General features: G+C 69.5%; 11 protein-coding genes. 1 reads left to right on the top strand and 10 read right to left on the bottom strand.

The genetic code is table 11. The features are described from left to right. Positions 1-33 precede the first annotated feature (33 nt). The 10 genes from FCK90_RS14275 to FCK90_RS15805 form a co-directional block, all read right to left on the bottom strand. Positions 34-906: a hypothetical protein gene (locus FCK90_RS14275; protein WP_158034982.1), complete on the bottom strand. Its 873-nt coding sequence runs from the start codon at positions 904-906 to the stop codon at positions 34-36. Positions 907-1169: 263 nt separating this feature from the next. Beyond that, a complete protein-coding gene (locus FCK90_RS14270) occupies positions 1170-2192 on the bottom strand; it encodes a site-specific tyrosine recombinase XerD (protein ID WP_158034981.1) in 1023 nt (340 codons plus the stop codon). A gap of 11 nt (positions 2193-2203) precedes the next feature. Continuing rightward, complete coding sequence (locus FCK90_RS14265) at positions 2204-2905, bottom strand: NUDIX domain-containing protein (protein WP_158034980.1); 702 nt, start codon at positions 2903-2905, stop codon at positions 2204-2206. Positions 2906-2961: 56 nt separating this feature from the next. Continuing rightward, a complete protein-coding gene (gene pyrG, locus FCK90_RS14260; RefSeq protein ID WP_181954333.1) occupies positions 2962-4713 on the bottom strand; it encodes a CTP synthase in 1752 nt (583 codons plus the stop codon). Positions 4714-4743: 30 nt separating this feature from the next. Further along, positions 4744-6492, bottom strand: coding sequence for a DNA repair protein RecN (gene recN / locus FCK90_RS14255; protein ID WP_158034978.1), 1749 nt, complete (start codon positions 6490-6492; stop codon positions 4744-4746). After that, positions 6489-7598, bottom strand: a complete 1110-nt coding sequence (locus tag FCK90_RS14250) for an NAD kinase (RefSeq protein ID WP_158034977.1) — start codon at positions 7596-7598, stop codon at positions 6489-6491. The genes recN and FCK90_RS14250 overlap by 4 nt, the downstream gene beginning before the upstream one ends. A 37-nt stretch (positions 7599-7635) precedes the next feature. Then, a complete protein-coding gene (locus FCK90_RS14245) occupies positions 7636-8388 on the bottom strand; it encodes a TlyA family RNA methyltransferase (RefSeq protein ID WP_158034976.1) in 753 nt (250 codons plus the stop codon). Further along, a complete protein-coding gene (locus FCK90_RS14240) occupies positions 8381-8575 on the bottom strand; it encodes a hypothetical protein (protein WP_158034975.1) in 195 nt (64 codons plus the stop codon). Before FCK90_RS14240 ends, FCK90_RS14245 begins: the two co-directional genes overlap by 8 nt. Further along, the gene (locus FCK90_RS14235) at positions 8572-9603 is read right to left on the bottom strand and encodes an HAD-IIA family hydrolase (protein WP_246180443.1); all 1032 of its coding nucleotides are present in this window, start codon (positions 9601-9603) and stop codon (positions 8572-8574) included. The genes FCK90_RS14240 and FCK90_RS14235 overlap by 4 nt, the downstream gene beginning before the upstream one ends. Next, positions 9593-11401 (bottom strand): hypothetical protein, encoded by a 1809-nt coding sequence (locus tag FCK90_RS15805; RefSeq protein WP_246180435.1) that lies wholly within the window; start codon positions 11399-11401, stop codon positions 9593-9595. Before FCK90_RS15805 ends, FCK90_RS14235 begins: the two co-directional genes overlap by 11 nt. Before the next feature lie 245 nt (positions 11402-11646). Between FCK90_RS15805 and FCK90_RS14230 the strand changes: the two genes are divergently transcribed. Beyond that, positions 11647-12855, top strand: coding sequence for a dicarboxylate/amino acid:cation symporter (locus FCK90_RS14230; protein ID WP_158034973.1), 1209 nt, complete (start codon positions 11647-11649; stop codon positions 12853-12855). Positions 12856-13193: the final 338 nt, after the last annotated feature.

The raw sequence follows: 13193 nt of genomic DNA, 5'->3' as shown, positions 1-13193 counted from the left end.
CATGGATCTCCGCGATCCATGGCCACAAGCACGTCAGCGGCGTTTCAGATGCAGATCCAGCCACGCGAACATGCTGCTCAGCCGCGTCGGCAACTTCAGATCGTTGACGACGACGGTGCGGACCGCCCAGCCGCATTCCTCCAGCTGGTTCAGGCGATGCATCTCCTCGTCGTAGGCCTGGGCGTTCTGGTAGTGCACCGACCCGTTGTACTCGAGGCCGACCATCTGCTCCGGCCAGGCCAGGTCGATGTAGGCGGCGCTTCGGTCCGGAAGCATGACCTCGACGTTGCCCAGGGGCCGGGGGAATCCGGCGTCCTCGACTAACAGACGGAGAACCGTTTCCATGGGAGACCACATCCGCTCCGAGGCGCGGGTCAGAGCCCGTTTTACGGACCGCAGCCCGGGTGTGCCAGCCGGCACCTGCTCCAGCAACTCGCCGAACCGCGCCGTGGTCAGTGGTTCCCGCCGTCCCATGGAGAGGCCGTGGGCCAGGAGGAAATCCACCACCGTCACCCCGCGCCAGCCGGGCAGGACCGGTTGCAGCGCGAGCAAGGTCTCCAGCGCGGAGGTGACGTCGCATCCCCACAGGCCTTGCACGGGTTCCAGCCCCAGCCCTCGGTGCAGCACATACCCGCCCGCATCCTGGTTGCGGCGTCCGGAGGCGAAGGCAAGGTGCGGGCGGAGGTCATGCCGCGGGGTGGCCGGCGGCTCACCGAGCAGGCCGTGGACCCAGGTCATGCCAGTGGACAGGGGCAGTCCCCACAGCTTGCCCGCGCTGAGATGGGATACCGCGATGTTCGGGCCCAGACTGCGCTGCAGGAGCGCGGCCTTCTCCCAGTGTCCGAGTTCGAAGGGCTGGATGCCGTCCGGCCAGCGGGCCCAGTGACCGTGAGCAAGGCGCAGCATGCGCGGATCGGCGGCCAGATCCCGCGGCCGCCGACCCCAGTCGGAGGTCCGGGCGACTGCCGGGCGCGGGCAGCGAGGTCGGGCACGCGGTAGCTTCACAGGGCGAATCTAAGGCGCACGGGAGATGCAGGGAGGTTATCCACAGGCGCGGCTGCCCCTCGGTCACGCCCTTTCAGGCGGCCTGACTCATCGCTGACGTGCAAATGACCGCAAAACGCTCGCACTGACGGTCATTTGCACGTCAGCGATGAGCCAGAGCCCGATCAGCGGGCTCTCGGGTGGGCGGTGGCCCAGACCTCGCGCAGGGAGTCGGCGGTGACCAGCGTGTAGACCTGGGTGGTCGTCACGGAGGCGTGGCCCAGCAGCTCCTGGACCACCCGCAGGTCGGCTCCCCCTTCCAGCAGGTGCGTAGCGAACGAGTGCCGCAGGGTGTGCGGGGTGATCTCCACGCCCTCCTCGGTCAGCCCCGACCGCTCGGCCGCTGCTTTGATGGTGTTCCAGGCCGTCTGCCGGCTGATCCGCCCGCCCCGGGCATTGAGGAAGACCGCCGCGGACGCCTTCCCCTTGGCGGAGAGCGCGGGCCGCCCGCGCACCAGCCACGCGTTCAGGGCGGTCACCGCCGGCCCGCCCAGGGGCACCATTCGCTGTTTGGATCCTTTGCCGAAGAGCCGGATGAACGGTAGGGCACCCGGTTCGGCGTCCGTACTCTCGGCGCCCCGGACGACGGCCGAGAGGTCGTCCACGTCCAGTCCGATGGCCTCCGAGACGCGCGCACCTGTGGAGTACATGGTCTCCAGCAGCGCGCGGTCGCGCAGGCCCGCCGGCGTGGACGGATCGGGCGCCTCCAGTAAACGGGTCACGGCCTCCACCGGGATGGCCTTGGGCAGCCGCATGCCCGGAGTCGGAGGGGAGACCTCCGCCGCGGGATCCGTCGTCGTCAGTCCCTCCAGCGCCCAGAACCGGTGAGCACCCCGGACCGCGACCACCGCACGCGCGGCGCTGCGAGCGCTCAGCCCGGCCCCCGCAGCGTCGCCGGCATCGCCTTCGGCGGGGCGCTGCAGATAACGTACGAAAGCCGAGACATGGGCCGGGGTGATCGACGCCGGATCGTCGACGACGACGGCCCGCGGCGGATCCGCTGTCTCCTGCACGAACTGCGCGTACCGGGAGAGGTCCCGCCGGTAGGCGGCGAGGGTGTTGCCGGCCGCGCCGCGCTCGACGACCAGGTGCTGGAGGTAACGATCGACCCCCCGCTCGAGCGGTGTCGGCGTCGCGGGCGCAGGCATCTGCGGAGGGGTCAGCGCTGGTCCGGCGGAACGATGGAGCGCGCCGTCACCCCGCCGTTGGAACGCAGTTCCGGATGCGCCGGCCAGGCCACGGAGGGGTCGCGCAGCGTCGACCAGCCCGCCGCCCGGGCGGCGTAGGCGGCCAGGGCGCCGACCACAAGGTTCGGGCAGGTTACCCGGCCGGCCAGGATGGCGGCCACCACGTCATCCAGCGGCACCCTGGCGCCGACGATCTCGGACTCCTCGTCCGAGCGCTCGTGGCGCTGGTCCTCGGGTACCTCCCGCAGCCCGCGGGCCAGGAACACCCGGATGGTCTCGGCCGACGAGCCCGGGCTGTTGTGGAAGTCGGCCAGGACCCGCAGGTCCTCGGCCTCCAGGTCGGCCTCCTCCGCCAGCTCGCGCCGGGCCGTGACCTCGGGACGTTCGCCCTCGACGTCCAGGATGCCGGCGGGGATCTCCCACTGGGTCATCCGCACCGGGTGCCGGTACTGGCGGATCAGGTGGATCCGGTCCTGGTCGTCCAGGGCCACCACCGTCACGGCACCCGGGTGGGTGATAAAGTCCCGGGTCATCCGAGGACCGCCCTCGCTCAGTTCGAAGCGCTCGGACCGGACGTCCCAGATCCGCCCCTCGTAGACCGTCTCGGAGCTGAGCACGTGGCGCGGATCGACAGTGTCGGCCAGCTGTGCGGGGTCCAGATCGGCGAATTCCATGTTCAGTCCTTCCAGGGCGGCCGCCCGCCGGATTCGGCACCCGGCGGGCACCGGGATCAGTCCTGCGCGGGTTCCTCGGTGCGGGCCGCCTGGCGCTTGAGAGCGGCCTTGACCAGCCCGTCGAACAGCGGATGCGACCGGGTGGGGCGCGAGAGCAGTTCCGGGTGGGCCTGCGTGGAGACGTAGTACGGGTGCACCTCGGCGGACAGCTCCACGAACTCCACCAGCGTGCCGTCCGGGGAGGTGCCGCCGAAGACCAGGCCCGCCTCCTCCAGCTGCTGCCGGTAGGCGTTGTTGACCTCGTAGCGGTGGCGGTGGCGCTCCTCGACGTCGTTCATGCCGTAGGCGCCCGCGACGACGGAGCCCTCCTTGAGCCGCGCCGGGTACAGGCCCAGGCGCATGGTGCCGCCCAGATCCCCGGCGCCTTCCACGAAGGCCTTCTGCTCCTCCATGGTGGCGATCACCGGGGTGGAGGTGTCCGGGTCGAACTCGGTCGAGGAGGCCTCGGGCAGGCCCGCCTGGTTGCGCGCGTACTCCATGACCATGCACTGCAGGCCCAGGCACAGGCCCAGGGTCGGCAGGCCGGTGGTACGGGCGAAGGTGAGCGCCCCGAGCTTGCCCTCGAGACCGCGGATGCCGAAGCCGCCGGGCACGCAGATCGCGTCCACGTCGCCCAGTTCCCGGGCCGCGCCTTCGGGGGTCTCGCAGAGGTCCGAGGCCACCCACTTGAGCTTCACGCGGGCGTTGTTGGCGAAGCCTCCGGCGCGCAGCGCCTCGGAGACCGACAGGTACGCGTCGGGCAGGTCGATGTACTTGCCCACCAGGCCCACGGTCACGTGGTGGGCGGGTTCGTGCACCGCCGAGAGCAGGCGGTTCCACTGCTGGAAGTCGGCCTCGCCGTACCCCACGCCGAACCAGTCCAGGATGTAGGAGTCCAGGCTCTGCGAGTGCAGGGTCTTGGGGATGTCGTAGATCGAGGGGGCGTCGGGGCAGGAGATCACCGCGTCGACGTCGACGTCGCACGCATCGCCCACCTTCCGGCGCATGCCGTCGGGCACGTCGCGGTCGCAGCGCAGCACCAGGGCGTCCGGCTGGATGCCGAGGTTGCGCAGCGCCGCCACGGAGTGCTGGGTCGGCTTGGTCTTGAGTTCGCCCGAGGGGCCGATGAACGGGATCAGGGAGACGTGCAGGTAGAACACGTTCTTGCGCCCGATGTCCCGGCGGACCTGGCGGGCGGCCTCGATGAACGGCTGGGACTCGATGTCGCCGACCGTGCCGCCGATCTCCGTGATGATGACGTCCGGCCCCTCCTCGCCTTCGGGCGGGTGGTCTGCGTGCCAGCGCATCCGGGCCTTGAGCTCGTCCGTGATGTGCGGAATGACCTGCACGGTCTGGCCCAGGTACTCGCCGCGGCGCTCCTTGGCGATCACGCTCGAATACACCTGGCCGGTCGTCACGTTCGAGGAGGCGTCCAGGTCCTCGTCCAGGAAGCGCTCGTAGTGACCGATGTCCAGATCGGTCTCCGCGCCATCGTCGGTGACGAAGACCTCACCGTGCTGGAAGGGGTTCATGGTGCCCGGATCCACGTTGAGATAGGGATCGAGCTTCTGCATGGTGACCTTCAGGCCCCGTGCCTTCAGGATCATGCCCAGAGAGGATGCCGTCAGTCCCTTGCCCAGGGAGGAAGCGACACCTCCCGTGACGAAGATCTGTCGGGTGACCTTCGCGGGGGCTGAGGTCTCGGTCTGCGTCTGGCCTGCCGTCGAGGCGGCATCGTTAGCGTTCACCACGGAATTCGAGCCTATCACTGGCGGGGTTCGGATATGAGGGAAAATCTGTCAGGAGCTTTGTGACGCCGGTAGCACTGCGTCGCGGAGCAGTTCCCGGGCGTGTTCCCGGGCCGCCCGGGAGTCTTCATGGCCGGCGAGCATACGCGCCAGTTCGACCACGCGTTCCTCGTCCGTGAGCACGCGGACCTCGGACACGACCGAGTCCTGGCTCTTGGAGACCAGGATGTGCTGATCGGCGAAGGCGGCCACCTGGGGCAGGTGGGTGACCACCAGGACCTGGACGTGCTGGGCGAGCATCTTCAGACGGCGCCCGATCTCCACCGCGGCCTTGCCCCCGACGCCCGAGTCCACCTCGTCGAAGACGAAGGTCGGGACGGGGTCCACAGCAGCCAGGACCACTTCCAGGGCGAGCATCAGACGGGAGAGCTCGCCGCCGGAGGCACCCTTGCCCAGCGGGCGCGGGGCGGCCTCGGCGTGGGAGCGCAGCAGGAACTCGACGCGGTCACTGCCGTTGCGGTCGAAGGACTCCGACGGCGTCACCTCGACCACCAGGGCCGCGTTCGGCATGGCCAGGGCGGCCAGCTCTCCCCCGACGGCGGCGCACAGCGCCTCCGCGGCGGCCTGGCGCCGGTCGGTCAGGGCGGCGGCGTGGGTCTCCAGCTGCTGACGCAGCTCGGTCTGCTGCTCCGCAAGGTGCTCCTCCCGCTGCGGGTCCTCGACCAGGCCCTCCAGGCGGGTACGCGCCGTCTCGGCGAACTCCAGGACCTCCGCGATGTCGGCCCCGTAGGTGCGGGTCAGCGAGCGCAGTGCGGCACGGCGGGACTCGACCTCCGCCAGCCGGGCGGGTCCGTCCTCGTCCAGGCCGGAGGCGTAGCCCGAGAGGTCGGCGGCGACGTCGTTGACCAGCACCGACAGCTCGCGGACCCGGGCGGCCAGCTCCTCCAGGTCGGGATCGGCCTCGGATTCCTGGTCCAGGGCGTTCTGCGCCGTGGCGATCAGCACGACGGCGGCCGGCGAGTCCGGGTCGAGGTCGTCGCCGTTCAGGGCGGCATGGGCGGTGGTGGCGGCCGTCCGCAGTGCTTCGAGGTGGGTGAGCTTCTGGGACTCCGCGTCGAGTTCGGCGTCCTCCCCCGGCTGCGGGGCCACGCCGTCGATCTCCTCCAGGGCCATCTGCAGGCTCTGCGCCTCCAGCGCCCGCTCGCGGACCTTCTCGCGGATCTCCCGCAGCTCGGTGCTGACCGACTCGTACTCGCTCAGGGTCTCCCGGTAGGCGGCCAGCAGCTGGGGGAAGTCCCCCGAGGCGTGCATGGCGGCGTAGGTGTCCAGGGCGTGACGCTGGGCGGTGGCCGAGGTCAGCCGCAGCTGATCGGACTGACCGTGCACGGCCACCAGGGTCTCCCCCAGTTCGCCCAGCCGGGCCACCGGGGCGCTGCGGCCACCGACGTGCGCACGGGACCGTCCCCCGGCGGCGACGGTGCGGCTCAGCTGCAGCGTGGCGGAATCGGCCGCACCGTCCTCGGCGGCCGGCTCGTAGTCGACGTCTCCCCCGGCGTCCTCGACCAGTTTCACCGCCGTGTGCGACGCCGGGACGGTGACCACGGCCTCGGCCAGCGCCCTGTCCGCCCCGGTGCGCACCGACCCGGCATCCGAGCGGCGACCCAGCAGCATGCCCAGGGCGGTGACCACCATGGTCTTTCCGGCCCCGGTCTCGCCCGAGAGGATGCTCAGGCCAGGCCCCAGGGGCAGCACGGCATCGGGGATGACGCCGAGATCGCGGATGTGGATCTCCTCGATCACCGCCGGCCACCATCCGGTTCGCCGCCGCCCTGACGGTCGGCGTCGTCGTACGGGTCCTGCACGATCTCGCGGCCCACGGGTATCCGCTGGCCCTCGACCTGGCGAGCGGGATAGGCCGGCTGCATGATCGGCAGCGCAGTGGTGGGCGAGCCGGGGTCGGGTGCCTGGCCTCGCGGACCGCGCCAGCCGACGGTGGGCAGCTCGAACTTGCGCACCAGGCGCTCCGAGAAGGGCGTCATGTGCATGCGTGCCAAGGTCACCGCCCGCGGCGAGCGCGTGACCTCGATGCGGGAGCCCGGGGGCAGGTCGACGGTGCGCCGGCCGTCGCACCACAGCACGCCGCGGGCATCCGTCCGGGTGAGGACCTCCACGGCCATCATGGAGGTGGGTGCCACCACCATCGGGCGGGAGAACAGGGCGTGGGCGGACAACGGCACCATCAGCAGCGCCTCGACCTCGGGCCAGACCACGGGGCCGCCCGCCGAGAAGGCGTAGGCGGTGGAGCCCGTGGGGGTGGCCAGGATGACGCCGTCGCAGCCGAAGCTCGAGATGGGCCGCCGGTCGATCTCCGTGACCACCTCGAGCATCTTCTCGCGGTCGCCCTTCTCCACCGAGGCCTCGTTGAGCGCCCAGGTGTGCAGCAGCTTCTTGCCGTCCTGCCAGACGACGACGTCCAGCGCCATCCGGTTCTCCACCGTGTACCGGCCGTCCACGACGGCCTCCACGGTCTCGGCCAGGCCCGCCCGCTCGGATTCGGCCAGGAAGCCCACGTGACCCAGGTTCACCCCGAGCAGCGGGACGTCCACCTCCCGGATGAGCTCGGCCGCGCGGAGGATCGAGCCGTCACCGCCGAGCACCATGACCAGTTCGAGCTCGCGCAGGGAGCAGTCGGTGGGCAATAGATCCACGGCGGGCATCGCCTGCCCGTTGGTGGCATCGGCCAGAGCCCGGCGGTCGTCCTCGGTCAGGACGGGCCGGAGACCGGCCTCGTGGAGCTGCTGCACGGTCTGCTCCGCGGCCAGGCGGGCTTCGGCTCGTCCCATGTGCGCCAGCACCAGGACACGACGGGTGCCCGTCACATGGTCACCGGGCACGTCAACATTCATGGGCTCAAGCCTACGTGTTCCCGCCGACGTCGCAGGATCACGCCCGTCCGTCGCGGCGCAGCCAGAGGAAGAACTCGTGATTTCCATCCTGGCCAGGTAAGGGAGAACGCACGCGTCCTCGTTCGTGCAGCCCCGCCGATTCCGCCGCCCGGGCGACGGCGTCGACCGCCTCTCGGCGCTGCTGGTCGCTGGTCACCACGCCCGTGCGCCCCAGCCTCTCGGCTCCGACCTCGAACTGGGGCTTGACCATCAGGATGAGGTCGCCACCGGGTTCGGTGCATCCGGCCAACGGCTCGACCACGAGCCTGAGGGAGATGAACGAGAGGTCGCACACCGTGAGCGCCGCGCGGCCGCCGATGGTCTCCGGTGCCATGTACCGCACGTTCAGCCCCTCGTGGACGATGACCCGGGGATCCTCCCGCAGCGATCGCACCAGCTGGCCGTGCCCCACGTCCACAGCCACCACCTCACGGGCACCACGGCGCAGCAGAACGTCCGTGAACCCGCCGGTCGAGGCACCGGCATCCAGGCAGCGCAGCCCCCGGACCGTCACCTCGGGGAAGGCATCCAGCGCGCCGGCGAGCTTGTGCCCCGCCCGGCTCGCGTACTCGGGTGACTCCCCCGGTGCGACGACCAGCTCGGCATCCCGGCTCACCTTGACGGAGGTTTTGGTGACGGTGACCCCGTCCACCGTCACCCTGCCGTCCTCGATCCACCGGGCGGCCTGAGTGCGCGACCGCGCCAGTCCCCGGCCGACCAGCTCCTTGTCGAGCCGGGCGCCTTCACCCATGGTGGGCCGGTACGGCGTTCACGGGTGCCTCCAAGACATCGGTGAGCCGGTCGTGCGCACGCTGATACAAGCCGGGGTGCTCCGCGACGGGTTGGGAGGAGATGCCCTCCAGTTCCGCCAGGGCGCGGTCGGCACCGCTGTGGCCGGTCGGGACGACGGGCTCCTCCAGTGCGCCGGCCTCGCTCACGGGTGCTCCCAGACCACCCGTGGCCGGGTGGGCTCCGTGACGTCGGGGTGGAGTTTCCACCAGGCGGCGCAGGCGGCCCGCCAGGCGTCGAGATCGTCGTCGTCACCGGAGACGACCACGCTCTCGCCCTGGGCGCGGGCGGTGACGCCGGCCGACGTCGCCTCCACCCAGTGTCCGGACAGGCCGTCGTCGGAACCGTCGTCGCCGATCTCGATGTGCACCGACGGCATGGGCTCGAAGAGCCCCGCCAGGGTCTTGATGATGTATCGGGGCCGCTGCTCCGTCACGGCTCCCAGGATGGACTCCGGTGTGTCCACGCCGGTGAGCACCGCGATGGTCGCGAACCCGGCGCGGTTGCCGCCGAGAATGTCGGTGTCGAGCCGATCGCCGATCACCACGGGGGCGGTGGAGCCCACCCGCTGGGCCCCCGCAACGAAGATCGGCGCCTCCGGCTTGCCCGCGACCTCGGGGGTGCGCCGGGTGGCCGCGGAGACCGCGTCCACCAGGGTGCCGTTGCCCGGGGCGATACCCCGCTGCTGCGGGATGGAGGCATCCGTGTTGGTGGCCATCCACAGCACGCCGCGGTCGGCCAGGACGTACGCGGCTTCTGCGAGGTCCTTCCATCCCAGGCCGGGGTCGAAGCCCTGCACCACGGCGCGAGGCTCCTCCTCCTGGGACCACACCGGGTTCAGCCCGGCTTCCTCGATCAGCTGCGCCAGCGCCTGGGAGCCCGTGATCAGCACGTTCGTCCCGGCGGCCAGCCGCTCCTTCAGCACTCCCGCAGCCGCCTGGGCCGAACTGATCACCGCCTCACCGGTGGTCTCGACACCCAGCTCGGTGAGGTGCTCAGCCACCTGGTCCACGGACCGTGACGCATTGTTGGTCACGAAGATGACGGGGCGGCCACCTGACTTGACCTCCTCCAGGGCTTCCGGGGCGCCCGGGATGGCGTCGGGTCCCGCATAGACGACGCCGTCGAGATCCGAGAGGACCGCGTCGAACTGGTCGATCAGCCGTTCACTCGCCACGGTTCCGCTCTTCCTCCTGCTCGGTGTCGTCCTGTTCGGTCTCTTCCTGCGCCGGCTCGTTCTGCTCGCCGTCGTTCTGCTCGGGGGCGTCGTCCGCGGCGGCTGTCTCTGCATCCGACACAGCGTCCTCGATCGCCACGCCCTCCTCCCGCTCGGCGTCCTCGCCCACGAGGTCGAAGATCTCGGGCTCGCTGAACTGACCCATGCCCAGCGCCGCCTCGGCCACCACGGCCTGGCGGTCCCAGGCCGCAGCCTCACGGCCTCGACCGAGCCCGCGCAGTGCCTCGGCGTAGGCCCGGAACAGGCGCGGGCTGTAGGAGAATCCGCGGTTGCGGTCCAGCTGCGGGATCTCCAGGGCCTTCAGCGACCCTTCCAGGTCGCCCTGGTCTCGGCGGATGCCCGCGACGACGATGGCCAGTTCCACCTTGGCGCTGGACTCCAGGTTCTCCACAGCCTCCGAGGTAGCGAGTTCGAGCGCCTTCTCCGGTTTCCCGAGGGCCCGTTCGCAGTCCACCATCAGGGGCAGATGGGCGTCGTCGCCGGTCATCCGCCGGTAGGTCCGGAACTCCTTGAGCGCCTCGTGGAACTCCTCGTTCTCATAGGCGGCGACGGCCGCTGCCTCCCGCACAGCGGCCACGCGCCCGGCCCGGCTGACCGCGTATCGGGCATGCTGCAGAGCGAAGGCGGGGTCGTCGTAGATATAACGTCCCACCATGACCAGATGCTTGGAGACCGCCTCGGCATTCGAAGGCTCCAGCGACCGGATCTGATGCTGGGTTCCGCGATCCAGTTCCTCGCCGGTGATGTCCTCGTCGAGCTCAGGTGCGGGGATACGAGGCTTGCGCTCGGCATCCTGGAATCGTTCCTGCCCCCGGCGGTCGTCCCTGCGGTCGTATGGGCGATCCCCGCGAGGCCCGTGGCCTCGTTCGCGCCCGTCGCGGGCATCCCGGCCGTCACGGCGCTGACCGCCGCGGTCATCACGCCAGCTCTTCCGGCGGTTGTCCCCGCGGAAGTCGCGCCGGTCATCACGGCGGTCATCACGGCGGTCATCACGGCGACCCTGGCCCCGCTCGTCCCGACGACCGTCACGGCCACCATCACGGCGGTCATCGCGGCGGTCATCGCGGCGGAAGCCATCCGACCCCTGCCGACGACGGTCAGGAGAGCCACCACCAGTGCGATCGTTCCGCCTGCCGTCGCGCTCGCCATGGCCGCTGCCGTCGCCACGACCGTATCCTCGATCATCGCGCCGCTGGCCTCCGCGGTCGTCGCGCCAGCTCTTCCGGCGGTTGTCCCCGCGGAAGTCGCGCCGGTCATCACGCCGATCCCGACCACGGTCGTCACGGCTGCCCCGGTTGTCGCTGGAGCGTTCGTCCCGGCGGTCCTCTCGGCCCTCCCCGCGGCGCGAGCCGTCCTGCTGGTCCCGCCTGCCGAATCGCTCGGTCCTGCGCTCGTTCCTGCGATCCGAGTCCCAGCGGTTGCGGGAATTCGACTGGGAACCGTCACGGTCCTGATAGCGGGGCTGCCAGCGCTCGCCGCCCTGACGGTTACCCGCGCCGCCGGGGCGTCCTCCGCGGTTGTCCTCACGGCGATCACCGCGCTGAGCGTCCCGCCGGTCTCCTCCTCGGCGGTCGTCCTCACGGCGCCCGCCCGGACCGGAGTTCCTCGAGCGGTAACCACCACGATCGCCGCCGGACGACCGGCCGCCCCGGTAACCACCACGGTCGCCGCCGCTGCGGAAATCGCGGGAACGTTCGCCGTCGCCGCCGTTTCGGCCCTGGGACCGGGAATCGGACATGTCACTCCTCATCACACCACGATCTCGTGGCGGCTAAATCTCTATGGGCACAACGCTTGGCGTCCGCGCTGGATCATCGCCGGTGCCAGGCGCAGTGGGCCCAGTCTACAAGCCCGGGAAACCGTCGACCGTGGTTTGACCCTCAGGAGAGGTGTCTACGAGCTCACGAGGCGAGTGAGCATGGGCACAGGTCAACTCCTGGCACCACTTTTGCGTCCGGCGGTCAGTGCGCGGATGATCTACCCATGCTCAAGCGCATTTTCGCACCACTTCTCCCCAGGGTGATCGCAGGCATCATCCTCGGCGTCCTCTGCGGCCTGTTCTTCCCTGAGGGCCTGGCCCGCGTCTTCGTCACCTTCAACGCACTGTTCAGCGGATTCCTCGGTTTCATCATCCCCGTGCTGATCCTTGCCCTGGTGGCCCCCGCCATCGCCGACCTGGGCCGTGGCGCAGGCCGCTGGCTCCTGATCACAGCCGGCGTTGCCTACCTCTCCACCGTCGTGGCTGGATTCCTGGCCTATGGGACCGCCACGGCGTTGTTCCCCACTCTCCTCGGTGAGCGCAACGTATCCGCCCTGACCGATCCCTCCGAACAGTCCTTGACGCCGTATTTCGAGATCGCCATGCCGGCGCCCATGGAGATCATGACGGCGCTTCTCCTGGCCTTCTGCATCGGTGTGGGGATCACCTTCATCAAGGGCGAGACCCTGCATCGAGGGCTGGACGAACTGCGCAGCATCGTCATGAAGATCGTGGTCTCCGCGATCGTGCCCCTGCTTCCGGTCTATGTCTTCGGTGCCTTTCTGGGACTGACGATGAACGGAGAGATCGGGACCGTGATCACGACGTTCATTCGCGTAGTGATCGTGGCGTTCGCCCTCACCCTGCTCTACTTGCTTGTGCAGTACGCCATTGCAGGTGCCGTCTCCGGCCGCAATCCCTTCAAACTGCTGCGCAATATGCTGCCGGCCTACTTCACGGCACTCGGAACATCGTCCTCGGCCGCCACCATTCCCGTCACCTTGCAATGCACCCTTCGCAACGGTGTCCGCGAGGACGTGGCCGGCTTCACCGTTCCCCTGTGCGCCACCATCCATCTAGCAGGCTCCACCTTGAAGATCGTGCTCTTCAGCGTGGCCGTCATGATCTTCATGGGCCGCGAGATCGACCCCATGACGTACATCGGTTTCATCCTGATGCTCGGCATCACCATGGTGGCCGCCCCCGGCGTGCCAGGCGGCGCCATCATGGCTGCCGTAGGAGTCCTGGGATCGATGCTGGGCTTCGACGACACCATGATCTCGATCATGATCGCCACCTACGTCGCCATCGACTCCTTCGGCACGGCGTGCAACGTCACCGGCGACGGCGCCATTGCCGTCGTGGTCAACAAGCTCTACGGTCGTCGCGAGGACACCCTTCAAGCACCCGAATCCAGCACCATCGCCTCATAACGCTTGAGCGGAAAGACAAAAAGCCGTGGGGTCTTCTATCGCGCTTCACGTAAGCGAGATAGAAGACCCCACGGCTTTGCCATATTCGCACCTATTTGTCCGTATCTAGTACCGATACCGACCCTGGAAGCCCCTACGAGAGGGACATCGGTTCTGGTAGCGGGCTACCCAAGAGAACCGCAGTTCAGAGCGAATGCTCAAAAGAGATGATCCATTCACGGGGCCATGAACTGGCTTCAGGCCGTGCGACCCGTAGGCATTTGTATGCAGATATGGGTGAGCCCCCGTAACATGGTGTGTTACGGGGGCTCACGGTGTGGTGTGGTGTGCGGCGGTGT

The sequence above is a fragment of the Kocuria coralli genome (assembly GCF_008831305.1).
Lineage (GTDB): Bacteria > Actinomycetota > Actinomycetes > Actinomycetales > Micrococcaceae > Kocuria > Kocuria coralli.
This window is presented reverse-complemented; position numbering and strand designations above follow the sequence as displayed.

Bases quoted from the DNA above. Each gene is read 5' to 3' on its own strand.
- FCK90_RS14275 (WP_158034982.1), bottom strand. From the start codon at position 906: ATGCTGCGCCTTGCTCACGGTCACTGGGCCCGCTGGCCGGACGGCATC.
- FCK90_RS14245 (WP_158034976.1), bottom strand. From the start codon at position 8,388: ATGGGTGAAGGCGCCCGGCTCGACAAGGAGCTGGTCGGCCGGGGACTG.
- FCK90_RS14265 (WP_158034980.1), bottom strand. From the start codon at position 2,905: ATGGAATTCGCCGATCTGGACCCCGCACAGCTGGCCGACACTGTCGAT.
- FCK90_RS14270 (WP_158034981.1), bottom strand. From the start codon at position 2,192: ATGCCTGCGCCCGCGACGCCGACACCGCTCGAGCGGGGGGTCGATCGT.
- FCK90_RS14230 (WP_158034973.1), top strand. From the start codon at position 11,647: ATGCTCAAGCGCATTTTCGCACCACTTCTCCCCAGGGTGATCGCAGGC.
- FCK90_RS14250 (WP_158034977.1), bottom strand. From the start codon at position 7,598: ATGAATGTTGACGTGCCCGGTGACCATGTGACGGGCACCCGTCGTGTC.
- FCK90_RS15805 (WP_246180435.1), bottom strand. From the start codon at position 11,401: ATGTCCGATTCCCGGTCCCAGGGCCGAAACGGCGGCGACGGCGAACGT.